Origin of the sequence: Bradyrhizobium frederickii, from assembly GCF_004570865.1 — a bacterium.
GTDB classification, from domain to species: domain Bacteria; phylum Pseudomonadota; class Alphaproteobacteria; order Rhizobiales; family Xanthobacteraceae; genus Bradyrhizobium; species Bradyrhizobium frederickii.
In genome coordinates this window covers 37,189-62,214 of record NZ_SPQS01000011.1, presented here as the reverse complement: position 1 = coordinate 62,214, position 25,026 = coordinate 37,189, and the positions used below count along the sequence as shown (strand labels likewise).

24 protein-coding genes and 1 pseudogene are annotated in these 25,026 nt (G+C 65.1%); 12 read left to right on the top strand and 13 right to left on the bottom strand.

Going from position 1 to position 25,026, the window contains the following annotated elements; all coding sequences use genetic code 11:
* Positions 1-15: 15 nt before the first annotated feature.
* From E4K64_RS20190 to E4K64_RS20180, 3 genes are read right to left on the bottom strand one after another with little or no spacing between them, the layout of a single operon-like run.
* Positions 16-861 carry an SDR family NAD(P)-dependent oxidoreductase gene (locus E4K64_RS20190; protein ID WP_135165087.1) on the bottom strand — a complete coding sequence of 282 codons (846 nt, stop codon included), beginning with the start codon at positions 859-861 and terminating at the stop codon, positions 16-18.
* A gap of 11 nt (positions 862-872) precedes the next feature.
* A complete protein-coding gene (locus tag E4K64_RS20185; RefSeq protein ID WP_135165086.1) occupies positions 873-1,424 on the bottom strand; it encodes a carboxymuconolactone decarboxylase family protein in 552 nt (183 codons plus the stop codon).
* Positions 1,402-2,100: a TetR/AcrR family transcriptional regulator gene (locus tag E4K64_RS20180; RefSeq protein WP_135165085.1), complete on the bottom strand. Its 699-nt coding sequence runs from the start codon at positions 2,098-2,100 to the stop codon at positions 1,402-1,404. Before E4K64_RS20180 ends, E4K64_RS20185 begins: the two co-directional genes overlap by 23 nt.
* A gap of 191 nt (positions 2,101-2,291) precedes the next feature.
* Here E4K64_RS20180 and E4K64_RS20175 point away from each other — a divergent pair, with 191 nt between their 5' ends.
* The 3 genes from E4K64_RS20175 (at position 2,292) to E4K64_RS20165 (ending at position 4,813) form a co-directional block, all read left to right on the top strand.
* Complete coding sequence (locus E4K64_RS20175) at positions 2,292-3,257, top strand: tripartite tricarboxylate transporter substrate-binding protein (RefSeq protein WP_167772162.1); 966 nt, start codon at positions 2,292-2,294, stop codon at positions 3,255-3,257.
* Positions 3,258-3,367: 110 nt separating this feature from the next.
* Entirely contained in the window at positions 3,368-3,907 is a 540-nt protein-coding gene (locus tag E4K64_RS20170; protein WP_135165083.1) for a VOC family protein, read from the top strand.
* 93 nt (positions 3,908-4,000) lie between these two features.
* On the top strand, positions 4,001-4,813 hold the full coding sequence (locus E4K64_RS20165; protein ID WP_135165082.1) for a class I SAM-dependent methyltransferase: 813 nt from the start codon (positions 4,001-4,003) through the stop codon (positions 4,811-4,813).
* 28 nt (positions 4,814-4,841) lie between these two features.
* On the opposite strand, the gene E4K64_RS20160 is transcribed toward E4K64_RS20165, so the two are convergent.
* On the bottom strand, positions 4,842-6,386 hold the full coding sequence (locus tag E4K64_RS20160) for a L,D-transpeptidase (RefSeq protein WP_135165081.1): 1,545 nt from the start codon (positions 6,384-6,386) through the stop codon (positions 4,842-4,844).
* 381 nt (positions 6,387-6,767) lie between these two features.
* Positions 6,768-7,802, bottom strand: a complete 1,035-nt coding sequence (locus E4K64_RS20155) for a fatty acid desaturase (RefSeq protein ID WP_135165234.1) — start codon at positions 7,800-7,802, stop codon at positions 6,768-6,770.
* A gap of 963 nt (positions 7,803-8,765) precedes the next feature.
* Between E4K64_RS20155 and E4K64_RS20150 the strand changes: the two genes are divergently transcribed.
* The 3 genes and pseudogenes from E4K64_RS20150 (at position 8,766) to E4K64_RS20140 (ending at position 9,671) form a co-directional block, all read left to right on the top strand.
* On the top strand, positions 8,766-9,041 hold the full coding sequence (locus E4K64_RS20150; protein ID WP_135165080.1) for a hypothetical protein: 276 nt from the start codon (positions 8,766-8,768) through the stop codon (positions 9,039-9,041).
* 32 nt (positions 9,042-9,073) lie between these two features.
* Positions 9,074-9,352, top strand: a pseudogene (locus E4K64_RS20145) (helix-turn-helix domain-containing protein); the annotation flags it as partial.
* A 91-nt stretch (positions 9,353-9,443) separates the two neighbouring features.
* Positions 9,444-9,671 carry a hypothetical protein gene (locus tag E4K64_RS20140; RefSeq protein WP_135165079.1) on the top strand — a complete coding sequence of 76 codons (228 nt, stop codon included), beginning with the start codon at positions 9,444-9,446 and terminating at the stop codon, positions 9,669-9,671.
* Positions 9,672-9,750: 79 nt separating this feature from the next.
* Here the strand turns inward: E4K64_RS20140 and E4K64_RS40880 are convergent, their stop codons facing one another.
* Positions 9,751-10,089 (bottom strand): 4-fold beta flower protein, encoded by a 339-nt coding sequence (locus E4K64_RS40880; RefSeq protein ID WP_209311976.1) that lies wholly within the window; start codon positions 10,087-10,089, stop codon positions 9,751-9,753.
* A 325-nt stretch (positions 10,090-10,414) separates the two neighbouring features.
* Positions 10,415-11,851: an oligosaccharide flippase family protein gene (locus E4K64_RS20130; RefSeq protein WP_135165077.1), complete on the bottom strand. Its 1,437-nt coding sequence runs from the start codon at positions 11,849-11,851 to the stop codon at positions 10,415-10,417.
* Positions 11,852-12,160: 309 nt separating this feature from the next.
* Between E4K64_RS20130 and E4K64_RS20125 the strand changes: the two genes are divergently transcribed.
* Complete coding sequence (locus E4K64_RS20125) at positions 12,161-13,228, top strand: endo-1,4-beta-xylanase (RefSeq protein ID WP_135165076.1); 1,068 nt, start codon at positions 12,161-12,163, stop codon at positions 13,226-13,228.
* A gap of 60 nt (positions 13,229-13,288) precedes the next feature.
* On the opposite strand, the gene E4K64_RS20120 is transcribed toward E4K64_RS20125, so the two are convergent.
* Entirely contained in the window at positions 13,289-14,239 is a 951-nt protein-coding gene (locus tag E4K64_RS20120; RefSeq protein WP_135165075.1) for a DUF6492 family protein, read from the bottom strand.
* A gap of 589 nt (positions 14,240-14,828) precedes the next feature.
* On the opposite strand from E4K64_RS20120, the gene E4K64_RS20115 reads away from it, so the two are divergent.
* Complete coding sequence (locus E4K64_RS20115; protein WP_135165074.1) at positions 14,829-15,560, top strand: 4'-phosphopantetheinyl transferase family protein; 732 nt, start codon at positions 14,829-14,831, stop codon at positions 15,558-15,560.
* 165 nt (positions 15,561-15,725) lie between these two features.
* On the opposite strand, the gene E4K64_RS20110 is transcribed toward E4K64_RS20115, so the two are convergent.
* The 3 genes from E4K64_RS20110 to E4K64_RS20095 all read right to left on the bottom strand — a co-directional run bounded on the left by E4K64_RS20110 (position 15,726) and on the right by E4K64_RS20095 (position 19,983).
* Positions 15,726-16,751, bottom strand: coding sequence for a histone deacetylase family protein (locus E4K64_RS20110; RefSeq protein WP_135165073.1), 1,026 nt, complete (start codon positions 16,749-16,751; stop codon positions 15,726-15,728).
* Positions 16,752-17,060: 309 nt separating this feature from the next.
* Positions 17,061-18,002 carry an SMP-30/gluconolactonase/LRE family protein gene (locus E4K64_RS20100; RefSeq protein WP_135165072.1) on the bottom strand — a complete coding sequence of 314 codons (942 nt, stop codon included), beginning with the start codon at positions 18,000-18,002 and terminating at the stop codon, positions 17,061-17,063.
* Positions 17,959-19,983, bottom strand: a complete 2,025-nt coding sequence (locus E4K64_RS20095; protein WP_430642514.1) for a PQQ-dependent sugar dehydrogenase — start codon at positions 19,981-19,983, stop codon at positions 17,959-17,961. Before E4K64_RS20095 ends, E4K64_RS20100 begins: the two co-directional genes overlap by 44 nt.
* 266 nt (positions 19,984-20,249) lie before the next feature.
* Here E4K64_RS20095 and E4K64_RS20090 point away from each other — a divergent pair, with 266 nt between their 5' ends.
* Both E4K64_RS20090 and E4K64_RS40440 read left to right on the top strand, forming a co-directional pair.
* Complete coding sequence (locus tag E4K64_RS20090) at positions 20,250-20,483, top strand: DUF6894 family protein (RefSeq protein WP_094973683.1); 234 nt, start codon at positions 20,250-20,252, stop codon at positions 20,481-20,483.
* 9 nt (positions 20,484-20,492) lie between these two features.
* Complete coding sequence (locus E4K64_RS40440) at positions 20,493-20,669, top strand: hypothetical protein (RefSeq protein WP_167772148.1); 177 nt, start codon at positions 20,493-20,495, stop codon at positions 20,667-20,669.
* A 142-nt stretch (positions 20,670-20,811) separates the two neighbouring features.
* Here the strand turns inward: E4K64_RS40440 and E4K64_RS20085 are convergent, their stop codons facing one another.
* The gene (locus E4K64_RS20085; protein ID WP_135165070.1) at positions 20,812-21,585 is read right to left on the bottom strand and encodes an enoyl-CoA hydratase-related protein; all 774 of its coding nucleotides are present in this window, start codon (positions 21,583-21,585) and stop codon (positions 20,812-20,814) included.
* Between the two features lie 112 nt (positions 21,586-21,697).
* Here E4K64_RS20085 and E4K64_RS20080 point away from each other — a divergent pair, with 112 nt between their 5' ends.
* Positions 21,698-23,287 (top strand): gamma-glutamyltransferase family protein, encoded by a 1,590-nt coding sequence (locus E4K64_RS20080; protein ID WP_135165069.1) that lies wholly within the window; start codon positions 21,698-21,700, stop codon positions 23,285-23,287.
* A 161-nt stretch (positions 23,288-23,448) separates the two neighbouring features.
* Positions 23,449-23,685: a hypothetical protein gene (locus tag E4K64_RS40435; protein WP_167772141.1), complete on the top strand. Its 237-nt coding sequence runs from the start codon at positions 23,449-23,451 to the stop codon at positions 23,683-23,685.
* Between the two features lie 53 nt (positions 23,686-23,738).
* On the opposite strand, the gene E4K64_RS20070 is transcribed toward E4K64_RS40435, so the two are convergent.
* Positions 23,739-25,025 carry an NAD(P)/FAD-dependent oxidoreductase gene (locus E4K64_RS20070; RefSeq protein ID WP_135165068.1) on the bottom strand — a complete coding sequence of 429 codons (1,287 nt, stop codon included), beginning with the start codon at positions 25,023-25,025 and terminating at the stop codon, positions 23,739-23,741.
* Between the last annotated feature and the right edge of the window lies 1 nt (position 25,026).

Genomic DNA, 25,026 nt, shown 5'->3' with positions numbered 1-25,026 from the left:
ATGTCGTTTGGCCTCTCACATCCCGCTCAGGCCGCTATCCACCGCGAGCGTCTGCGCGGTGACGTAGACGCTCTCGTCGGACAGGAAGAACAGCACGGCATAGGCGATCTCCCACGCCGTGGCCTGGCGGCCGAACGGGATGTGGCCCTTGCCGCGATTGGGGCGGCCGGCGCCGGCTTCGCGGCCGTTCGGGGTGTCGACGAGGCCGGGATAAACCAGATTGGCGCGGATGCCGCGGCGTGCGCCGAGATGGGCGATGTTGCGCATCAGGCCGCCGAGTGCGGCTTTCGACGAATCGTAGACCGCCATTTGCGATCCGGCCTTCAGCGCGGCGATCGACGAGATGAAGACGATGGCGCCGCCGTCGTCGAGTTTCGGCAGTGAGGCGCGGCAGCACAGCATGGGGCCGCGAACATTGACGTCGTAAATCCTATTCCACTCTTCCGGGCTGACGTTATCGAGGCCGGTCTTGCCGAAGGTGCCTATGTTCAGCACCATGCCGTCGAGGCCGCCCATGGCGCGATGTGCCTCCTCGATCATGCGGATAACATCGGGTTCATGCGTGACGTCGGCGACAATGGCAAAGGCCTCGCCGCCTTCGTCGGTGATGCGCTTGACGGTCTGCTGCGCGGAGGCGTGATTGAGATCTGCCACGGCGACCTTCGCGCCCTCGCGCGCACACAGAATGCTCATGGCGCGGCCGTTGCCGATCGGATCGGTCACGGCATCGAACACGCGCTGGCCGCCGCCGACGATGAGGATATGGCGGCCCTTCAGTCGCCCCCTGCCCGGCGCTTCACCCAGCGATTCCGCGCTCGGCGGACGGACATAGCGCTCCGGTTTGCTCTCGGTCTCCGCCATCGTCAGCCGCCTTATTTCTTGCCACCGTCATAGACCTTCATGCCGGCGGCGGGATCGAGATCGGTTTCGGTCGCTTCCGTGAGGCGCGCCATCATCATGTAGAAGCCGAGCGCGACGATGGACTCCACGATCTCCTGATCGCTGAAATGGCGACGCATGGCAGCGAACGTTGCGTCGGACACACGGACGTTCTCGACCACCTCGCGGCCGAAGTTCAGCAGCGCGCGCTCGGCCTCGCTGAAGGCCTCCGCATCGTAGTCGCCGAGCTCGACCGCATTGACCTGGGCCTGCGTGCAGCCGACGCCGAGCGCGATCGGTACGTGCTGGCGCCACTCATAGGCGCCGCCCTCCAACTGGGCGGCCTGGAGGATCAACAGCTCGCGGTTGACGGAAGATAGCTTCTGCTTGTGCAGGATCGAGTTGCCGAGCCGCATCGCCGGAATCATGTTGGCCTCGGCGTGGGCCATCATGCGGAAGATGTTGAGCTTGACCGGCATACGGTCGAACGAGGCGCGGATGTCGCCGCTGGTCGTCTCTGGATCAATCAGAGGCAGCCTTGCCACGGTTCTCTCCCTTTGGCTTTCGTTTCTTGTTGTCGGTCTCGCCGCCCGCCGCGATCAGCGACAGGAAGAAGGCGAGATAGCGGTCGATCGCCTCGAGCACCTTCGCCCGCGGCGAAGGTGCTGCGCCCATCACATAATGCTCGAGACGGATATAGATCAGGCCTGCCGCGAACAGCCGGGCGGTCTCGCGCGGATCCGGCGTCGACACCAGGCCGGCCAGCGCGAAGCCGCGGAAATAATCCGTCATCAGGCTTTGCTCGCGCGCGTAGAAATGGTCGGCGAATTTGGCGCGGATGCCGGGGACGCGGTTGCGCTCGGCGGTGATGACCTTCTGGAACTGGTGCTCGCGCGGATCGGACCATTGCTCGACGAGGTCGAGCGCGAACTGGCGGCAGAACGCGGCAGGCTGGCGCGCGAGCTGCTTGTAGCGCGGCTCTTCCAGCCGGCTCGCCGAACTCGCCGGACCGTGCTCGGCCACGATCGCCTCCAGGATCGCGGCCTTGCCGGGGAAATGGTTGTAGAGGCTGCTCTCGCGGATGCCGACGCGGCGCGCCAGCTCGCGCATCGAGGCGCCGCCATAGCCACTCTGCGCGAACAGGTTGAGCGCTTCGGTGAGGATGCGCTCGCGCGTTGTAGGCGCGGCCTCGTCCGCTGCGGTGGTGTTATGGACAACCATGTCGGCTTGACTAACGAACGATCGTTCGCTAGTCAACCGCACGAACGATCGTTCGCATGTCATAGGCGACGATCGTCGACCGCGACGCAGCAACGCGCGGGTGGCATTCAACTCCGTTGATAAGCGGAGAGCAATCGGGAGACAACGCCATGGCACGCCTCGCCCGCCTCTTGCCCGCGCGGCAAGCCATCGTGACGCTTCGCCTCGTCACATCATCACTGCTGATCCTGACTGCGGCGGCGCCCGCATCTGCCGAGGATCCGGCCGCCTACCCCACCCACAAGATCAAGATGCTGCTGCCCTACGCAGCGGGCGGCGGCGGTGACGTGGTCGGCCGGCTGCTTGCGGACAGGATGGGCAAGACGCTCGGACAGAGCATCTATATCGAGAACCACACCGGTGCGGCTGGCACGCTCGGCACGCAGATGGTCGCGACATCTCCAAACGACGGCTACACCATCACCGTCGGCGGCATGACCACGCATGTGCTGGCCCCCGCGATCTATCCAAAGCTGCCCTACGATCCGATCAAGGATTTCACCACCATCGGCCGCGTCGGCACCTCCTCGATCATGCTGGTCGCGACCAGGAATTTCGCCGCCAATGACGTCAAGAGCCTGGTCGCGCTGGCCAAGAAGGGCGAGCCGGTCCAGTACGGCAGCTGGGGTGTCGGCTCGACCGGGCAGTTCTGTGCCGAAATTCTGATGCAGCAGACCGGCATCAAGATGGATCACGTGCCGTTCAACGGCATCGCGAAGCTGGCCGGCGACCTGCTCGGCGGCCACATCTCGCTGGCGACGCTCGACGTCGCGACCGCGACGCCGCTGGTGAAGGACGGCTCGATCAAGGCGCTGGCCGCCTGCGGCGAGCGCTCGCCGAGCCTGCCTGACGTCGCCAGCTACAAGGAGCAGGGCGTGCCGTTCGACCGCAACCTGTCCTGGGCGATGTATGCGCCGGCAGGCCTTGCCGAACCGATCGCGAAGAAGCTGTCGGCCGCGCTGAAGGAGGCGCTCGGCGATGATCTGGTGAAAGGAAAGTTGCTCGCGCTGGGCATCACGCCGCAATTCGTGCCCGGCGAGGAGCAGCGCGACATCAATGCCCGCGACATCGCAGCCTGGAAGCAGGTTGCCAAGGACGCCGGCATCGAGGTCAAGTGAACAGGAACGTCGCAGGCAGCTCGCATGCAGCCATCCTTCGAGACGCCCGCCTGCGGCGGGCCCTCAGGATGAGGTCCCCTCGTGAATAAGCAAAGAACAGGAGCGCGGACATGAGCCGCATCTTCGGCGCGGTGCGCCAGAACGGATATGTGGTGCGGGACATCCACGCCGCGATGAGGCACTGGATCGAGGTGATGGGTGTCGGCCCCTGGTACTACATGGACCGCGTCAGGACCGACTGGTTTCGCCATCGCGGCCGGGACTCTGCCGTCGAGATGAGCATTGCGCTGGCCAATTCGGGCGACCTCCAGATCGAATTGATCCAGCAGCGCAACGAGGCGCCGTCGCTGTACAAGGAGTTCCTCGACGCCGGCCACGAGGGCCTGCAGCACATGTCCTACTGGAGCCACGACTATCAGGCGCTCTACGACAAGGCACTCGGGCTCGGTTACAGGATCGGCCATGAAGGCCAGATCGGCGGCGAACGGGGACGCTTTGCTTATTTCGACACCCAGGCCCACCCGGGCACGGTGATCGAGATTTCGGACATCAGCGGCACCAAGGGGCCGTTCTTCGAGCGGGTCCGTCAGGCGGCGTCGACCTGGGACGGCACCCGGCCGATCCGCGAAGTCGGCGGCGGGAGATCGTAGGGACCGGTCGCCGGTGGATGTCGCGCCGCTGCTGGCTCGCGCGGGGAGCCATGCTAACATGCGCTTCGCGTTCGAACCTTCAGCGAGGCTGACATGTCCGACACTGACAAGGTTTTCACCGGCTCGATTCCGAAAATCTACGACGAATATCTCGTCCCGATGATCTTCTCCGTCTATGCGGAGGACATCGCAAGACGCGTCGCCGCGCGCTCGCCTTCCGTGCTGCTCGAGATCGCCGCGGGCACCGGCGCGGTGACGCGCGCCGTGGCAGCAGCGCTGCCGCCCGGCGTCCGTTATGTCGCGACCGATCTCAACGAGCCCATGCTCGCGGTCGCCGCACAGCGTCAGGCGGATGACGATCGCATCACCTGGCGCCAGGCGGACGGAATGGCGCTGCCCTTTGGCGAGGCCGAGTTCGACGTGGTCTGCTGCCAATTCGGCGCCATGTTCTTTCCGGACCGCGTCAAGGGTTACTCAGAGGCAAAGCGCGTCCTGAAGCCCGGCGGCACATTTCTCTTCAATGTCTGGGACCGCATCGAGGAGAACGTGTTCGCCGATGACGCAACGACCGCCCTGGGCAAGCTGTTTCCGGACGATCCGCCCCGCTTCATGGCGCGGACACCGCACGGCTATTTCGACCAGGCGATCATACGGGCCGATCTCGCACGCGCAGGTCTCGACAACGTCTCGATCGAAACACTGGCAGCCACCGGCCGAGCACCGTCGCCCGACCTCGTGGCGCTCGCCTATTGCCAGGGTACGCCGCTGCGCGGCGAAATCGAGGCGAGAAGCGGCGGCGATCTTCAGACCGCGACGGACGCTGTCGCCGCTGCGATCCGCGCGCGCCATGGGTCCGGACCGGTCGAAGCCAAGATCCAGGCCCTGGTGATCACGGCGCGGCCATAGGCCTGCGCCGCAGGCAAGCCCGGCTTCCCTACCAAAAGCCGCGCTGCATCGGCTGCGCCGGCTGATAGTACTGATATTGGCTGCGCCGGCGCGGATTGGCCGACTGGACGTACGGATCGCGCTGCTGGAAGAAGAAGCCGAAGCCGTTGTCCCAGCCGTCGTCGCTCGCGATCATGGCAGGCGCGGTCGGCTTGCGGGTGATGAAGCCGCCCTGCGGCTCGTTGCTGAGCACCGCGACGAACTCGGTGCGATAATTGGTCTCGCTGCTGAGCGGCTCGTCCGAGACGACGATCGAGGAGCGCGGCAATGCGGTCGGCCCGATGCGATCCCACACGTCCTGCGGGATGGTGATGCGATCGAGAGCATTGCGCGCCTCGTCGCCGTTTTCGATCGTGACCACGCTCCAGCGCAGGCCCGTGTCGGTCTTCGCCATCGCCGTGAAGATATGCGTGCCGAGCGGCTGATCCGGATTGCGGATCGTGACGGGGACTTCGATGCTGGTGTCGAACACCTCGCCGCCGCCGTCGGGCGCCGGCTTGTGGGTGTTTCGCCGCACATAGAGCTTCTGCGTGGCGCGGCTGATATAGACCGAGACCGGTTCGCCCGCGAGCTTCGCGTCGGTCGCGGCCTTGACGGCCTCGGCTTTTCTGGCCGCCGCGGCCTTCGCGGCTTCCTTCGTCGCGGCCACGGCATCGCGCTTCGGCTGCGCGGCGGCCTTGGCGGCATCGAGCTGCGTCGCCGCGTCGGCAGCTTTCGCTGCCGCCTTCTGCTTCAGCTCCTCGGCCTTGGCGCGGGCCTGATCGGTCTTGGCGTTCGCGAGCGTCTTGTCGGCGAAGGCGAGCTCGGCATCCGAGCGGGCCTTCTGCTGTTCCAGCTTGCGCAGCGCGGCGGGGAGCGAGGCAGCTTCCTTCGCGGCGACGGAAGCAGCCTTCTTGGCCTCGTCGGCAGCCCTTGTCGCCTCCTCCGCCTCGACGGAGAGCTTGTCGGCCCGGCGGGGTGCTGCCGCGATGGCCTCCGGCTTCGGCACGAACAGCGAGGGATGCGAGATCTCAGTCGGGACCGTGTCGTGCGGCGAGATGATCACCCGCATCCCGATATAGGTCTTGTCGAACAGGTTCTCGGCGAAGCCGAACGGCATGCGGACGCAGCCGTGCGAGGCGGCATAACCGGGCAGCGGTCCGCCATGCAGCGCGATGCCATTCCAGGTGATGCGCTGCATGTTCGGCATCCAGGCATCGTCATACATGGTCGAGCGGTGGTCCTTGTCCTTCTCGATGATGGCGAAGACGCCGGCCGGCGTCTCGCGTCCCGTGGTGCCTGTCGAGACCGGCGCCCGCAGGATCCAGCCGTCCGCGTCGTAGAAGGTGACCTGCTGGCTCTTGATCGAGACGATCGCCATGATCGGGTCGCCGGCCTGCCGCGGCGCCACCGCCTCGGCCGGCTGGCGCGCCTGCTTGGCCGCTCCGGCCGGGCTCAGAGCAGCAAATGCCATCATCGCCGCCAGGGTCGCAATGCCGGGGCCCCAACGCCGCATTGCCGAGGTGGATTGCGCCGTCGTCAGTCGGTCTCTCATGCCATTCCCCGGTCGAAATGCCAGTCCGCGCTCATGTCGATTACGTGTCAGATTGCGATCTTTGGATTAAGAAATCGCAGCCGCCATACGTTCCGTCTGTGGCGATATTCGGCCCGCTTCGGCAACCAATCTCTCATATACGACGGCTTGCGCAGGCGGAAGGGTGGCTCACGCCCGAGGCTGGCGGTCTGTCACTGCGGCGAAATGTCCGCCCTGGAGGGTCGGATCCGCGGATTCTTGTCCTCGCTGCGGAATTGGACGCGATGCAGCAAGAACGGCCTATATCCTTTGAAGACAGGCTTTTGATCGAGAAAGGTGGCTAAACGCCCAGCACCTTTCGGCCGAACCCCGGCCATAAACGCGACCGCGGTGCGCGGACATTCACGCCTTCAGCGGCTTCGGCGAGGCGGTTGAGGTCAAGGCAGCCTCGCCAAAGGAAACGAGTTGCAGCCGCTCCTCGTCCCACAAGTTCAGCCGCACGGTCCGCAAGCTCTGGAGCAGCGTAATCCGTCCGACGCCGGCGAGCTGTGGATGGTCCCGCAACACCTCCGGCAGGCGATAGCAGGGAATTCGACTGCACAAATGATGGACGTGGTGGACGCCGATATTTGCCGTAAACCATCGCAAGACAGCCGGCAATTGGTAGTGCGAGCTGCCGTGCAGCGCGGCGTCGTGAAAATTCCAGTTCTCGTCATGGGACCAGTAGGCGTGCTCGAACTGGTGCTGGACGTAGAACAGCCAGACACCGATCGACGCCGCCAGAACGACGATCGGCAGGTGTACCAGCAGGAATGGCCCATAGCCTACCAGCTGAATCATCGCGGCGACGAGAATCGCGATCGCGGCGTTCGTGCCCATCGTGCTCAGCCAGGGGGTCCAGCCGCCGCGCATCAGCCCGATCGGCAATCGATGCTTCAGGATGAACAAATAGGCGGGACCGACGCCAAACATCACGATGGGATGCCGATACAAACGGTAGAGCACCCGACGCCATCGCGGCTGGTCGCGAAACTCGCGCACGGTCAACGTATCGATGTCGCCCAAGCCTCGGTGATCGAGATTGCCGGAGTGCGCATGATGGCCGGCATGGTTACGCCGCCAATAATCGTATGGTGTCAGCGTCACCACCCCGATGGCTCGGCCGACCCAATCGTTCGCAGCCCGGCCGCGGAAGAAAGAGCCATGTCCGCAATCATGCTGGATCATGAACAGACGGACCAGCAAGCCCGCCGCGGGCACCTCGAGCAGCACAGCGAACCAATAGCCTTGGTCAAGAGCGGCCCAGATCAGGGCCCAGATGACGCAGAGCGGAATTGCCGTGATCGCCAGTTCGAGAACACCGCGCGCACTGTCGGGCTCGCGATAGCGGGCGAGCAACTGCGCCGATGCGCGGATCTCCGGCATTCCCTGGGTCATTTCCGGTCTGCTCCCGACGTCCGCCGAAGAAATGCTGCGATCGCCCCCGGACGCCTTCGGCAGCAATTCCGAGGTCGTGCCCCCGACGCGCGCATACTGATCCGTGCCTGGATCTTCTGCTGAGCAATATTGCTCACACCGGCAGCTGCTTCCCGCCGAATTTGCGCACCGGCAAGGCGCATCGCGACCGAGATCGGAAACGTGAGATCGGACCCATTCGCCGCCCGGTAATTGCGACAATGTGAGCAATATTGAACAGAGGCTGACAGACGAGCGCGGCATGCTCACCGCGAGCGGCCGGCGAATCGGCCGTCATCGGCGGCGGCTTCAGGCCCAGCGTACCCCGCCATATGAGGAGTAACTTCATATGTCCGAGGTCTATGGCCGTCCAGAACCGACGTTGATTCCGATACCAAGACCACTCTGCCCGGCCTGCCGCAGCCGCATGATACTGACTCACGTCGGGGCAAGTCGCGAGGGCCCCGATCTGCGCATCTTCGAGTGTTCCAAGTGCGGGAATGTCCACAAAACCATGGACGATCCGATGAGATCAACCGAATAGCCGCTGAAGGAGCGCACGCAAGGAAGCGGCCCCAGCACGGGGGTGCGAACCAGGGCCGCCATTCATCAGATATGATGAGTGGGCATCACATCCGGTCGCCATCACCAAGTCACCCCGACGACGTTCGTTCCAGGCATATTCGCACGCCGGGCGCCTACCAGCGCTTAGACATACCTGAGCAGGGGCGGATGACGTGCAAAACTGCTCAAATGACGGTCGTATGATCGGCGCGCGGCTCACCATCAAATAAGGACTATTCCTTCACCGCTGAGCAATTCTGCTCTGCAGCCAGGCGAGCCAACCGTTAGAGTCTCCAACGGCCGTCCCGCGACCGGCACGACGAGCCGCGTCAGCAAGTGGCGCGGCCGACGCCTCTGCAGGTTCGTCCAGGAGATCTCATCTTGACCATCAGAACAACGCGCACCACCGTTTCGTTCGCCAATCCCTTCCTCCTTCAGGGTCTGGAGGGCGCTCAGCCCGCCGGTGAATATGTCGTTCTCACTGACGACGAGCAGATCGAAGGGTTGTCGAGGATCGCCTATCGGCGCGTCGCGACGCTGTTTCAAACGCCCGCGAGGTCTGCCTCCCAACTCCTGATCCAGTCCTACGCGATCAGCCAGACGGAACTGGACGCCGCACTCATGAAGGACCGGCATCAGACGGTCGTACGGCATTGAGCGCAGGCGAACCGGCCGAGGCGGCCGCCAGATATCTGCTCAGTCGAAACAGCCGCATCGAAGAAGACCTGATCGACCATTTGTTCAATTCGAGCGAGAAGCGGCTTGCGCGTCTTCTGCTGGTGCTGGCGAATTTCGGCCAGGATGGCGCCACCCAGCCCATCTCCGTCCAGGTCAGCCAGGAGACACCCGCAGAGATGATCGGGACAACCCGATCCCGCGTCAGCTTTTTCATGAACAAATCTCGCAAGCTCGGCTTTATCACCTACAGCGGCAAGATCGAGGTCCACAGCTCCCTCCTGAACGCGGTCTGTATGACAAGCCTGAGATCGCGAGGGACAACTGAGACGGTTGGAGGCAAGCGCGCCTCAAGCCGTCTCCTGCAACGATTGGAGGTACCCCATGAAAAAGCCGACCATGCAAGTCGAAGAGATCGAGCCGAGAACGATTCAAAGGGCTGACATAGCACCGACCGATGGCTTCTCACTTATCGTCGATGGCCATTTCAAGACCCGTTATGAAAGCGAAACGGCAGCCCGAGCAGCCGGCGCCGAGCTGCTCGACAGGTTCCCGATGCTGCAAATCCTGATCTACGATGCTGCGACCAGGGTGCGGTCGCCGCTGCAATAGATTTTCCGGTTGACTGGCTCCGCATCGGGCATCGCCTGCCGCTGCGCGAAGTGTTCGTGAAAACCGCGGGACTGCACGATCACCCTTTCTTGGGACGATCGGACGGGGTGTCGGAGACGATCCGGCGCAGGCGTATTGCTTCCACAAAGGTTGCGGATGGCTGCCTTTGCGGTGCAGGACGATTCTCGGGCTCCTCGGGTTCCGGCGATTCCTGGACGGAGAGCAGCGCTTCGCTGTCGCGGTCCAGCCGCTTGTCAGAGCCCGACGCGTCGAGCGTATGGCCCACCAGCTCGCCCGAGAGACGGTAGATATTGTTGCCCCGAAGGTCGTAGACTTTCTTGCCGGTGAGGTCGAAAATTGATGCGCCGTCCAGAACGCCGGCGCGGATTCCTCTGTTATTGAATATGTATCCGCTCACCACACATCTCTCCCATTGACGCGCCTTTGGAGGACCGCGACCGACGAAGCGGCGCACCCCGGCGAGAGCGTTACAGCACTCCCAGTCACCGCCGATCGATTGCCGATAAGGGGCGATGATAGGGCCAGCATGGACCGCCGGGTTCAGAGTTGCTGGTCAATATTGCTCGCTCGCGCAAGGTTCCCATCCACCTGGAACTCGGCCGCCTGGGGCACGGATCTGGGCTAAAGCATGATCCGGAAAAGTGCGCAGCGGTTTTCCGGAAAGATCATGCGCAAACAACAACCTAAAGCGCGATGACGATTCATTCAAATCTCATCGCGCTTTAGACTCCCAGGGCGCTCCGGTTGAACGTTCGCAGGAAACGCAGCGAGAGCGTCCGGACATTGGCGACGTTGAGGAGCCAGCCAGTCGCGACATAAGCAAGGCCGCCGGCGAGGCTGACAATGACGAGCGCCACGAGACCCGTGCCACCCGCTTGCGATCGCGCCAGCAGGATCGCCGCCGCCATCAAGGCTGCGGAGACCGCAATGCCGGCGAGACGGCCGAGGTCGAACGGGACCGGGTGGGCGCGGTGCATCAAGACGATGGCGACGAGCAAACCGATCGCCTCGGTCGCGAGCGTCGCCAGCGCAGCGCCGTAGATGCCGTAGCCGGCGACCAGCACGACCATCAGCACCACGCTGACGACCAAGGTGAGGAAGGACTGCGCCGCCAGCATGAAGGGGCGCTCGGCGAGCTGGAAGCTGATCTGCACGTAGAACTGATTGGCGATCCCGAAGAAGCGGGCGAGCACCAGGGTCGGCAGCAGTGCCGACACGCCGGCGCGGAAGTCGACGCCGACGAGCGTGCCGGCAACCTGATCCGCCGCAAGCGCGAGCCAGACCGCAACGGGCGTGACCACGACGAGCAGGAGCTCGAGGCTTTCGGTCAAGCGCTCCCGCGTCGTCTCCTTGTTGTTCTCGGACAAAGACCGGAACACCAGCGGCACGGTGGCAGCGGCAACGCTGGATGCGATCATGACCATGAACTGGCGCGGCAGGTCGGCCGCGACGCCGAAGATGCCGGCGGCATCCTTGCCGAGCAGGTAAGCGACGATGAGCCGGTCGCAGGCCGAATAGACCGCAACGGACAATCCGGCCAGCGTCAGCGGCAGGCCGTAGCGCGCCAGCTGCATGAACTGGCTGCGCTGGAACCGTGCGATCCTGGTGCGGTCGCCGACCAGATTCAGGATGATCCCGGTCAGCGAGCCCAGGCCGAACGCGGCCAGCAGCCCCAATCCGCCCCAACCGAGCCAGATGGCGAGCAGGCCGAATCCGACGCTCGCCACGCTGCGCACGATCGAGATCGCGGCAAAGCGGTAGGGACGCAATTTGGCGCGCTCGAACTCCTGACCGACATCGACGGCATTGGCCATGATCGCGACGAACATGCTGGCGAGCAGCAGCTCGACACTGACGTCGCTGCGGACCAGGAAGACCAAGGGGGTCGTGGCGCAGAGTACGGCAGCGGTGAGGGCGAAGGCGACCATCGCCGTGCCGCGAAAATCCACCTCCGCCGACATCGCCTGATAGCGCGACACCGACAGTTTGATCCAGGCGAAGAAGATCGCGCCCAGAATGCCGGCGAGGCTGATGCCGACGACATAGACGCCGTACTCTGCCGGGCTGAGGAGCCGCGTATAGGCCGTCACGGCGAAGAAGCCCACCGCCGCGGGCAGGATGTAGGCGATCAGATAAATCGAGAAATGGCGGTTCAGCATGTGAGCACGGGACCGGCAGCTTTCTTGCGAATGTGACGGCCGTTAATCAATGGGACCTTGGCGGGGCGAACGAACTGCGCCGCAGCATCGCTCAAGATTGTCACATAAGTCTGCAGATCGGGCGGCAAATGAAGCCTTGAAGCCGCTTTCGCGCGTTAGCGTTAAATTTGGCCTTCCTTGAACGGCAAGGCGCGATCATGCGAGGAAACCATGACCGGCAAACGGCAGAGGTTAACCCAACAAGGCAAAACCCCGGCGTCGCAAGTCCCCACTTGGTACGATGGCAGTGTTGGCTCGAAAAGGACTGCCGTGACCAGGCTCCACAGACGCGAATTTCTCCTCGGCAGCGCCGCAACCCTTGCGGCGGGCGCAACGGCATCCGCGGCCCCGGCGTCGAAGCTTGCGCAGCGCCGCCCCGGCTTTGGCGCGGCCGCCACGCTCTGGGATCTGCAGGCCGATCCCAGGCTCGGCGAAGCCATCAGCACCTATTGCACGCAGGTGGTGCCGGTGCTCGAGCTGAAATGGCCGATGTTGCGGCCGAACGCCCACACGTTCAATTTCGAGCGCGCCGACGCGATCCTGGATTTCGCTGGGGATAACGACCTGACGATGCGCGGTCACGCGCTCGCCTGGTATCACGACATTCCGGACTGGACCAAGCAGATCAAGGATACCCGCGGCGTCGAGCGCGCCTATGTCGACCACATCGGCACCGTGGTCTCCTACTACAAGGACAAGCTGACGTCGTGGGACGTCGTCAACGAGCCGATCCCGGACAACCCCCGCAGTCCGAAGGACCGGCGCGACACGTTCTGGACGCAGCATCTGGGTCAAGGCTGGATTCCGCTGGCCTTCCGCACCGCCGCCGCGGCCGATCCCTTGGTCAAGCTCGCGATCAACGAATATGACATCGAGTCGGCGAAGGACTCGTTCATTGCCAAGCGCGCCGCCTATCGCAACCTGATCATGGACCTACTCGACCGGGGCGTGCCGCTGCACGCGGTGGGCTTGCAATCGCATCTGCATGCCGAGCTCGAGATCGACACCCATGGCCTCGCCGAATTCGTCACCGAGCTGCGCTCGTGGGGGCTGGACGTGCTCGTCACCGAGCTCGACGTCGACGACCAGAAGCTGGCGGGAAGTCCTGCGCAGCGCGACGCCATCGTCGCCAAGCGCGTCGACGATCTCCTCACCGCGATCTCGACCAGCGGCCCGGTGCGCTCGATCCTGACCTGGGGACTTTCGGATCGCTACAGCTGGATCAACGGCACCTTCGCCCGCGCCGACAAGCAGCCGAATCGCCCGCTGCCGCTCGACGGCGAGTTCAAGCCGAAGCCGTTCCTGGACGTGATCAGCAAGTTTACCAGGGACGCCTGAGGATCACCTCTCCTCGTCGGGGAGAGGTAAACCGAGACCAACAGCTTGGCGGCCGTGATCTCAGCGCGCCTTCGGCACGACGAAAGCGGCCGCATCGTCGATGTGGTCCGGCGCAAGGCTCGGAGCCCGGCGATCGCGCGACGAGAGGCGGAACACGTCGCGGATGTCGTCGATCGAGGTCGAGGAATAGGACTGGATGCAGAGCGCGACCTGCTCGGGCGAAGCGGCGCGCATCATCGCTTCGATGGCGGGACGGTCGAGCGGCGTGTCGTCCCAATGCGAGACCGCGATGCTGGCTTCGGTGACCCGGTGGGTGGCCAGATGCGCGGGCGAGTTCGCGACGAAATGGCCGTACATGAGATATTCCGAGAACTTCTTCTTCCGGCACAGCGCCAGCACCCAGTTCAGCCCCGTCGCCGATTTGATGGCGGCGGTCATGTCGCGCGCGGTGTCCTTGTCCCAGACCAGCGCGTTGCCGACATAATCGTCGGCGGGGAAGGAGCGGCCCTTGATGCCGAGAAGCTGATCGACGGTACGCAGCCACAGCCCATGCAGCGGGTGGTCGGCACCGATGTCCTTCGGCGTGACGAACAGCGGCGTCTTCTCGGCGCCGGCATATTGGCCAACGTCGAATTCGCGGAAGAACAGATTGTCCGAGTCCAGGATGCAGACGCGCTGCTCGGGCGCGTTGAGAACGCCGGCGATCTTCAGGATCTGCTGGATGTGCCAGCCGTGCACCGGCGACGACAGCAGCGACAGCCAGACGCGCCGCTTGCTGATGAACTGAAGCGCCGGCGGTAGTGCGAACAGCCATTTCGGCAGGTACCGCGAGGCCGGAACGATGACCCGCTTGTCGGACGCGAAGCGCGCGAACAGCGGCACGTCCTCATCGTTAACGAGAACATAATGCCGCGTGTACCCCGTCAGCCAGGTGTCGATGCTCTCGCTGAGCAGCGAAAAGCGCTCGATATCCTTGGCGTAGCTGGCAGTCAGCAGGGCAACGGAATGCATGGAGCGCGCTCAAATGGCCATCAGGCCGCACTCATAGCCGCACCGGGAGACGGGGGAAACTCACAAACGGAATCAAGGTAAAATGAAACGACTCGTTAGCCATCGACGGCAGCCCTCGCTCGCAGGGCGGCCCGAGCCGCACAACACGGATGACCACGGGTTCACCCGCCAAAGCTGTGAATGATCAAGTTGCGGCTTGATTATTTGACGTCGCCGCGCAAGATGTCCCTGAGTTTTGATTTGGACGATTTATTTCGACGGGGGATTGTTATGGGCTTCAGCAGATTTGCCGGGGGTACCTCTTGAGCGACAGGTACCGCAAAGGTCGCCCGAAGTTGCCGGGCACCGAGAAGAAGTAGAATTCGTCGGCCGGGACGCCCTGAGAATCTTCAGGCTTCACTTTTCGGAGGGGCTGCTCGCGCGTCGAGTTGGGGTCTCGCACAAGCTTGCGCCTGTAAACCGGCCTGCAAATCGACAAGAATTCGCCCGGGTGGACCGCTACAGGCGGCTGCGTGGTTGATTCTTGCTCAGTTGTTTCTTCCGTCGGGACGGGGAATTTGCCCGCTGCCTGACGCAAAAGGCCCAATTGATGGCGGACGACAGAATTGAACTCTTTGTCGGACTGATCGAGTCCATTGACGCGCCGGGCGCGGTCGAGACGTGCCGACGGCTGCTCTCGGTCGACGAGCGGATCCGGGCCGATCGCTTCATGTTCGAGCGGCATCGACGGCAATATATTTTCGCGCACGCCATGCTGCGCCTGGCGCTGTCGCAGGTCGCCACCAACGTCGCGCCGTCCGACTGGTCGTTCGGGGCCGGCCGTTACGGGCGGCCGTTTGTCGCAGCGCCCGCGACCTCGACCGCGCTGCATTTCAGCCTGTCTCACGCCGACGGCTGCGTCGCCTGCGTCGTGTCGCGGCATGAGACCGTCGGCGTCGACGTCGAAACCGTGTCGCGACGCGTGGCGCCGCTGTCCACCGCGCTTCGCTTCTTTGCGCCGGAGGAGGTCGAAACGCTGCGCGGATTGCCCGAGCCCGCCGCGATCGAGCGCTTCTTCGACTATTGGACGCTCAAGGAGGCCTATCTGAAGGCCAGGGGCTTTGGGCTCAATCTGCCGCTCGACGCCTTCGCGATGCAGGTGTCGCGCGAGGCGATCGAGATCAGCTTCAAGCCCGATATCGCCGACGATCCCGACGGCTGGCACTTCTCGCTGAGCTCGCCGTCGCCTTCGCATCGCCTCGCGATCGCCGACGGCTCCGGCGCGAACGGCGGCCTCCCCATCAGCCGCAATGCCTGGCCGCTGCAGCAAGCGGCTGAATGACGCCTTCCGCGGTTGTGCGTCTGCCCCCAAACGACGGCGAGCGGTGCTCTCTCCGCCGTCATGGCCGGGCTTGTCCCGGCCATCCACGCATCGCCGCACGCTCGAAGAACGTGGATGCCCGGGACAAGCCCGGGCATGACGACCGACCCGACGAGGCGAAGAGACTCACCTCGCCTCTTCGAAACCGGCCAGCACCGAGGTCAGGTTCGCGCCCAGAATATCCGAGAGATAACCGCCCTCCTGGACGAACACGGTCGGCAGGCCCATCCTGGCGATGGCCTGGCCGATGCGGCGGAAGCCGGGCGTGGTGACGGACAGTCCCTTCAGCGGATCGTGTTCGGAGGCATCGAGACCGAGCGCGATGACGAGCGCGCCGGGGGCAAAGGATTCGATCGCCTTGCGTGCGAGCTCCATCGCCTGCATGTAGCCGTCATCGCCGGTGCCGATCGGAAGCGGGATGTTGAGATTGGTGCCGAGGCCCGGACCTTCGCCCCGCTCGTGCGCATAGCCCCACACATAGGGATAATACGCGATCGGGTCGGCGTGGATCGACACCGTGTAGACGTCCGGCCGCGCGTAAAAAATGCCTTGCGTGCCGTTGCCGTGATGGACGTCGACGTCGAGGATGACGACGCGCTCGTGCTTCTGCCGCAGATGCGCCGCGGCAATCGCGCTGTTGTTGAGGAAGCAGAAGCCGCCGGCCATGTCGCGATAGGCGTGGTGTCCGGGCGGGCGGCACAGCGCATAGACCGCATCCTCGCCGTCCATCACCATCTGCGCGGCGGTGACCGCAACGTCGGTTGCGGCACAGGCCGCGGCCCAGGTGCCCGGACCGATCGGCGCCGCGGTGTCGGCGGTGTGCCAGCCGAGCTTGCCGACGATGTGGGTCGGATAGGTCGCGGCATGCCGCACCGGATGGATGTTGCCGATCATCTCCGGGCCGGAATCGCCGAGCGCGGTCCAGGCGTCCCAGGCTTCGCTCAGGAACGACAGATATTCCGGGCTGTGAATGCGCGCGCGAGGCCCCTGCCCAAACGTGGTCGGCTCGACCAGTCGATGCTTGCCGTCCTTCAACCCTTTGAGCAGGCGGTCGGCGCGCTCCGGCTGCTCGGTGGTGCGCTTGACGACGCCGCGTACCAGGAAGAATTGCGGATCGTGGCTGCGGTGCAGTTCGGTATGGACGGCTTTCACTCAAACACTCCGTGGTCGTTTTGAAGATGCCACAGATGTCTTGATCGCTGCGGCCGCAGGATGCAAGCAAGAAGAATGCCGCAACCTGTCGCGTGAGGCTGATCGCTGCAACGAGCGAGGTGCGCTCCCTCTCCCGCTTGCGGGAGAGGGTTGGGGAGAGGGTGCATCCGCAATGGGGCAATCCCTAAAAGGAGAAAGCCCTCACCCGGCGCGCGGGACGATGCTTCGCATCGCCCGGACGCGCCGACCTCTCCCGCAAGCGGGAGAGGTGAACCACCCACGGCAACCGTTTCAACCCAAAGCCATGGCTCAGCAGCGCCCGCGCTGGAGGCAGTGCTCGCGGCCCTGCTGGTCGGTGCGGAAGGACTCGATGAAGCCGCCCTGACGCTGGGTGACGAAGACGGTCTTGCCGTCGCTGCCGCCGAAGGCGAGGTTGGTCGGCTCCTTGGCCTTGAGCGCGATCTCGCGCTCGACCGCGCCATTGGGCTTCATCAGCGCGACGGTGCCCTTGAGGATGCGCGCGACATAGAGACGGCCGGAAACGTCGGTGCGCAAGCCATCGACGGTGTCGGGCTGGAATGTCTTGACCAGCTTTGCCGCCGTCAGCTCGGTGCCGTTGATGGCATAGGACCAGATCTGACCGTTGCTGGATTCGCCGACATAGAGCGTCTTGCCGTCAGGGCTGAGATCGATGCCGTTGGTGGTGCCCATCGCGCGCGGTGACGCCATCACCTGTCCCCGCACCGTGCCGTCGGCGGCCTTCGCAATCCGCCAGATGTGGCCTTCCCTGCCCTTCCAGTTCGGATCGCTCGCATAGATCGTGCCGTCGTGGGCGATCGTGATGTCGTTGGGCTGGTTCATCTCGTCGGAGTGAAACCAGATGGCGGGCTCGGTCGTCCCCTTCGGGATCGCAAATATGTTGTGCTTCTTGTAGTCGGCGATGAACATGGTGCCGCTGCGATCGAAGCGGATGGCGTTGCCGACGCTGCCCTCGGGCAGTGCCGTGAACGGCTGCGACGCCGCACCGCCGGCAGGCAGCCTGCCGATGGTGCCGGGCTTGCCGAGATTGACCACGAACAGATTGCCGTCGAGGTCCGCTGCAGGGCCCTCGATGCCGAAGGTGTATTCGCCGGCGGGCGTCACCTGCGCGCTTTCGAACAGCTTCGTCTCCGCTTGCGCGGAAGCCGTCGCAACGACGACGAGGACGCTACTGCACAGGCACCAGAAATTCCTGCCGGATGTAATAGCCATCGCCGTCGGTGCACTCGCCGTTCAGGTAGGGATCGGCCGGCCGGAAGAATCGACTGAAGCCGGGTTTGTCTACAGCGCTGCTTTGTGTCACGACAACGACCTTCCCGGCCGGTATTTCGCCGCATTCCTTGCCGGTTTTGCCAAAGAACTTGCGCTGCGGTGGGCCGGGCTTGATCCGCATCCGTGTGCCCGGAACCATTTTCGCAACAAGCAGGTCCATGGTGTCGAGCAGGCGTGCATAACCGGGTTCGGTCTTCGGCAGGCTCTCGCCGCCCGGCGGCATCAGCTTCTCCGCGCCGATGCCGCGCAGGCGCGTGCGCAGCCTGCCGGAAGAGGGATCGCCCGGATAGATCCAGCCGTCCTGCGCGAGCATGAAGCGGAGCACCGCGCGGTCCTTCTCTGCCTCCGATTGACCCGGCTTCAGGCCGAAATCCGAATGACAGCCGACGCAGTGCCGCTCGACGAGGCCTTTGCGCAGCGTGGTCAGCCGGACGTTGTTCTGCGCGTCCCGGGCGACGAAGGCCGCAAGCTGATCGATCATCGCCTCGCTGCGCGTGTCGCACGGCAGCGGTGGCGGCGGATCGCCCGCGGCACGGTCGATGCGGATCACGGTCCGGTTCTTGTCCTCGACCAGCCAGACCGCGCCATCCTCCGCGACCGTCATGCCGACCGGCGCGCCTTGCGGCCGCGCGCCGTTGACGCGGTGCCAGCCCGCGATCAGCTCGTCGAACGGCGCGGCGGCCGCTTCGCCGGCCTCGGTCTGAAAGCTGCGCGTCGGCTCGGCCGCACAACTGACGTGATAGCGCACCGGGGCCGGGCTTGGCTTGGGGAAACCGTGGTCGTCGACGTCGTAGACGAGCAGGCGGCTGCCGGTCGGGCGATAGCCGTGCAAGCCGACCAGCAGCTTGCCCTCCAGCTCCGGAAACTTGGCGCCGTGATAATACAGCATCGCGAGCGGCGCACCGTGCGGCGGCAGCAGCGTGAACGGCGGCTTGTAGACCGCGCCTGCCGTGCAAAAGGATTTGTAGGCCCCGGATTGCAGCACGCTTCTGAATTCGGGACTCGGCGTCGAGAGGTCGTAGCAATAGGGCCAGCCATAGTGCCCGCCTTCTAGAATCGCGTTGATCTCCTCGTTCGGCTTGAAGATATCGGGCAGGTCGCGGCTGTTCTCGCCCTGCAGGAAGGCGTAGCCAGCATCAGGGAAATTCGGATGCAGCGCCAGCGCCATCGAGTTGCGCAGGCCGCGCGCATAGACGGTGTGCGGCGGATCGGGATCGCCCGGATTCAGCGCCGGGAAGACGCCGCTTGCGGGCGGCGCGAACAGCCAGATCGAGGCCATGGCGGCAGTGCCCTCGGCCGCCGCGCAGGGCTTCGTGATCGGAGCCGGCGTGATGCAGTCGTCGCTGTGCGAGCCGACATTGACGAACAGCCGCCCGTTCCTGTCGAAGACGAACTGCTTGAGCGGATGCGCACTTTCCTCGAGCCTGGTGCCGTCGGGCAGTTTGATCCGGCGGCCGGGCATGTGACGGATGATGGTTTCGACCGTGCCGCGCGGATTGTCGGCGAGCGGATCGAACCGGAAGATCGTCTCGGCGGTCGAGGCGTAGAGCTTCTTGTCCGGACCGACCGCGAGGCCGAAGGGATATTCGATTCCCGCGAGAAGCTCCTTGAGCCGCCCGCCCTGCGGCGCGCGCGGATCGAGCAGCAGCAGCCGTCCGTCGCTGTGGCCCCAGCCCCCCATGTCTGCCACCACGAACAGGTCGCGGTCCGGAACCTGGACGATCGACCTCGGAAACTTGAGGCGGTCCTCTTCGCTGGCGACGAGCCCGGCGCAAAATCCGGCCTTCATGTCGATCTGGATCCTGGGGAAAGCGAGATCGCCGTTGCCGCAGGTGTCCGCGCCGATCGCATAGCCGCTCCGGCGGAGCGGCTCTGATGACGCCACCGAGCCGAGCCCAAGCAAGGCCGCCAAGACGCCCACCAAGACCGCCGCACATGCGCGCAGCCTTCGGCGTTCGCGTCTAGATGTGAAATAGCTCACGGCGGCCTCCCCAGACGTCCCCGAAAAGCTGTTCCATGCCGTGGAAATGCCGTCCAGTTCAACATCACCCGCCTGTGATTAAACCTGTAACGGCCTTGGGACCGACCAATATCCGTAAATTCCCTTACCGGGTTCGACCCGAATGTTTCGCGAAGGCTTCGGGTGGTATCTCTTTGCCATCCAAGTTGCTCCGCCAGGAGGCGCATATGGTCCAGGTCTATTTTCACTGCTCCAATACCGAGGGCACGCTGATCGACCGCTACGGCGCCGCCGTTTCCAATCTCACCGAGGCGCGCGACCGCGCTTCCCAGATCATGCGGTCGATGATCCTGACGCCGAGCAACGAAGACTGGCGCGACTGGGTGATCCATGTCAGCGACGACGACGGCGAGGAGATTTTCGACCTCCCCTTCACCGCCATGCTCGGCAAGCCGCATTGAGGTGATGCCATGTTGATCGCCTCCCTGAGCCTGCTCCGCCAGCCCCTGAGCTTCGTTGCCGCCAAATGGCAGACGCTGGTCAGGGTCGCCGGTAACCCCTACCGCCCCGAGCTTCACTATATGCGCGGGCCTGGCCCGAAATGGCGCGCCAAGTATCAGGCCAGCCGGCTGAACCGCGGGCTCTGAGCGGCCCTGCTTGCCGACCAACAGTCTCTCCACTCGTCATGCCCGGGCTCGTCCCGGGCATCCACGTTTTGGGCCACTCCGAAGAACGTGGATGGCCGGGACGAGCCCGGCCATGACGGCGTAGCGAGAGGCTACCCCTGCCCTACCTCCCCGTGAACCTCGCCTTGCGCTTCTCGACGAAGGCATTGCGGCCTTCGACGGCGTCGGCGCTCTTGCGGATCACCGCCTGGAGCTCGATCTCGCGGCGGAATTGCGCCTCGTAGGTCGCGCGCTCGCTCTCCTCGACGAGCAGGCGGGTCGCCACCAAAGCGCGCGTCGGGCCCTCGGCGAGCCGGTGCGCCAAAGCAAGCGCCTCGTCCATCAGCTTCGCGTCGTCGACGACCTGCCGCACCAGGCCGATCTCCTGGGCACGCACTGCCGTCAGCGGCTCGTTCAGCAGCATCAGCTCGAGCGCGCGCTGCCGGCCGATCAGCCGCGGCAGCAGCCAGGTCGAGCCGAGATCCGGCACCAGCGCGATGCGGCTGAACACCTGGATGAAGCTCGCCGACCGCGCCGCGACGATGATGTCGCCGGCCATGGCGAGGCTGAAGCCGCCGCCGGCAGCCACCCCGTTCACGGCGACGATGACGGGCACGCGGCACTCGCGCAGCGCCTTGAAGGCCGGCCAGTACAAACGCATAACGCCGGCCGCGATGTCTTCGCCGAGCGCCTCCGACGCCTTCAGATTCTGTCCCGAGCAGAAGCCACGTCCCGCACCGGTCAGGATCAGGGCTCGAATACCCTCGTCCTGCGACATCTCGCCGATGGCGACGGCGAGCGCGCCGAGCAGATCCGGCGTCATCGCATTCAGGCTCGCCGGCTCGTCGAGCGTCAGGATTCCGACGGCGCCATCCCGCGCCTGTTTCACACCAGCCATGTCGCGCCTCCCTTTGGATGTTCTCGTTGGCCGCAATGTGCCATTGTCCGCGCGCTTCGCCAATCGCGAAGCAAGTCAGCGCAACGAAGCCAGCACAGAACATCAAGACATCATGCCTCATCAGTTCAGCCTCAACCAAACCGTCCGCAAGCCCGCCGTCACGTCCAAGGGCGGCATCGTCGCCTCGCAATCGCGGCGAGCGGCCGAAGTCGGGGCGCAGGTGCTGGCGGCGGGCGGCGATTGCGTCGACGCGGTCGTGGCAACGACCATGGCGTTGAACGTGCTGGAGCCCTGGAACAGTGGCATCGGCGGCGGCGGTGCGATGGTGCTCTACCGCGCCAAGGAAAATCGCTATGAGGTGATCGACTACGGCATGTGCGCGCCGCAGAGCCTGCGCGTCGCCGACTATCCGCTCAGCGGCGCGGGCGCTGCTTCCGATCTCTTCCCCTGGCCGCGGGTGAAGGACGATCGCAACATCCACGGTCCCGGCTCGATCGCCGTGCCCGGCGTCGTCGCCGGGATGGAAGAGGCACATCGCCGCTACGCCAGGATGCCGTGGAAGGATCTGGTCGCGCCGGCAGCCAGGCTCGCCGGCGAAGGCCTGCTGGTCGATTGGTGGACCACGGTGACGATCTCGGGCTCGGCCGCCGATCTCAGGCGCTATCCCGCCAGCGCGGCGGCGTTCCTGAAGGACGGCCTGCCACCAAGCGCGCCATGGGGCATCAAGGCCGAGACGCGGCTGCCGCAGGACTCGCTGAAAGCGACGCTGTCGCATCTCGCCGAGGCTGGGCCGCGCGACTTCTATCGGGGCGATCTCGCCAGGAGCATCGCCTCCGACATCAAGGCCGACGGCGGTTCGCTGTCGGTCGAGGACCTCGCTGCCTTCCGCGCGCATTTGCGCGAGCCGCTGGCGATCCCGTATCGCGGCGGCCAGGTGTATGCGACGCCCGAGCTCACGGCCGGGCCCACCATGGCGCACGCGCTGCGCCTGTTGCAGCAGAGCCTGAAGCCGGCAAGCGCGCCGGATGCGGCCGCCTATGTCGAATATGCACTCGCGCTGCAGGCGGCCTTCCGCGAGCGGCTCAAGGACATGGGCGATGCCGACGGCAAACGCTCGCTCGGTGCCGAATATCTGGCGCCGGCCTGCACCACGCATTTCTCCGTGGTCGACCGGGACGGCAACATCGCCGCGGTGACGCAGACCCTGCTCTCGTCCTTTGGCTCGCGGTATGTGACGCCGCACACCGGCATCGCCATGAACAACGGCATCATGTGGTTCGACCCGACGCCGGGCACCACCAACTCGCTCGCGCCCGGCAAGCGCTGCCTCTGCAACTACACGCCCGTCATCGCCGAGACCAAGGACGGCAATCGCCTCGCCGTCGGCGCCTCCGGCGGCCGCCGCATCCTGCCGTCGGTGCTGCAGCTCGTGTCGTTCGCGATGGATTACGGCATGGATCTCGACGCCGCCATCCATCAGCCGCGCATCGACGCCAGCGAAGGCGCGGTGGTGATCGGCGATGCGCGTTTGCCCGCGGACGTGCGCAAGACGCTGGCCGCGCGCTTCGACTATGAAGAGAGCCGCGTGCAGACGCTACCGCAGAAATTCGCCTGCCCGAGCGTGGTGATGCGCGAGGGCGACACGAATTCCGGCGCGGTCGAGATCTTTCAGCCCTGGGCCGACGCGGTTGCGGAAGCCTGAGCGCTGGGGATCGCTGCGCTAGTCTGCCAGCGCGCGTTGAGTTCTCGGGCGACTACGCATCCAGGCGAGCATCACGACTCCTCCACATTCGCAGGGAACTTAGCTGCGCACGGTTCGTTCGTTGAACGGACGAATGCGCGCTCACCCCAGTGGAGGACATGATGAAGAAACTTGCGCTCGCCGCGTCGCTGATCATCGCGGCCGGCTTTACGTTCACGAGCCCTGCACTGGCCAAGGGCGGCCATGGTGGCGGCCATGGTGGCGGTCATGGCCATGGTCACGGTCATTCGATGGGTCATCATCACCACGGCACGCCGCCAGGATGGTCACGCGGGCGCAAGGTCGGCTGGCGCGGTTACGGCTGCCCGCCCGGCCTTTGGAAGCAGGGCCGCTGCTGACCCCCGATCTGCCAATCATGTAAGGCGTCGCTCCTCACAGGGCGGCGCCTTTTTCAGATGCCGAGCCGGTCCCGCACCCGGCCCGCGATGACGGCGGTCGTCACACCCACCGGCCAGAACGCGTGCAGCGGGATCGGCTTGATGCCGGTGATGGGCATGTCGATCTCGACCGTGGCGCCGCCGATCAGCCGACGCGCGAGCTGAGCGCCCATCGCGGTCGCAAGCGCAACGCCGCGGCCATTGCAGCCGAGCGAGATCAGGACGCTCTCGGCCGGCTCATGCACATGGGGATAGTGATCCGCGGTGATGGCGAGCCGGCTGTTCCAGCCGTGGGTCCAGGCAACGCCCTTGAGCTGCGGCCATAGTCTCTCCGCGTACCGCATGAGATAGGCGACATCGTACGGCGACTTGATCCAGCGCATCGGGCCGCGGCCGCCCATCAAGAGGCGGTTCTGCTGATCGATGCGGTAATAGACGGTGATGTGGCCGCTCTCGTAGAGCACCGGACGCGTCGGCATGATCGAACGTGCGACCGCGTCGGAGAGCGGCGCGGTGGCGGCGATCGAGGAGAACACGGGCACGATGGTGCGGCGGAGCGCCGGCCAGAGATCGTCGGTGAAACCGTTGGTGGCGAGCAGCACCTTGTCGGCATGCACGACCGCCCGCGGCGTCTCGATGCGCCAGCGGCTACCCTCGCGGCGCAGCGACAGCGCGGGCGTCTCGCCATGCACCTTCGCGCCGGCCGAGATCGCGGCCCGCGCAAGGCCGCGGGCGTAGCTGAGCGGATGCAGATCGCCTCCGCGCGTGTCCAGCATGGCGCCGACGTAGCGGTCGGTGCCGGTCATCTCGCGGAGCTGCGCGCGATTCAGATATTTGACCGGCATGCCGCGGCGGATGCATTGCTGCGCCGTCTTCTCGATCGCGGCAGTACTGGCCTCATGATAGGCCGCGCGCAGCGTGCCGTTCTGCCGTGCCTCACATGGGATCTGGTAGCGGCGGATCAGATCATGCGTGAAGTTGGTGGTGCCGTAGGCGAACTCGATCATGCGGCGGCCGAGCTCAGGGCCGAAATCGGCCTCGATCTGATCGGGGTCGTGCTTCAATCCGGGATTGGTGTGACCGCCGTTGTTGCCGGACGCGCCCCAGCCCGGCTCCTGCGCCTCCAGCACCAGCGCTTCGACGCCCTGCTCGGCCAGATGCAATGCGGTGGACAGGCCGGTGTAGCCGCCGCCGACGATCGCGACCGAGACATTCTTGTCGACGTCGAGCGGCGGCGTGGCCACCGGCGCGACGGCGGTGTCGGCATAGAGCGAGGGCGGCAGAGGCAGGCGCGTCGTCATG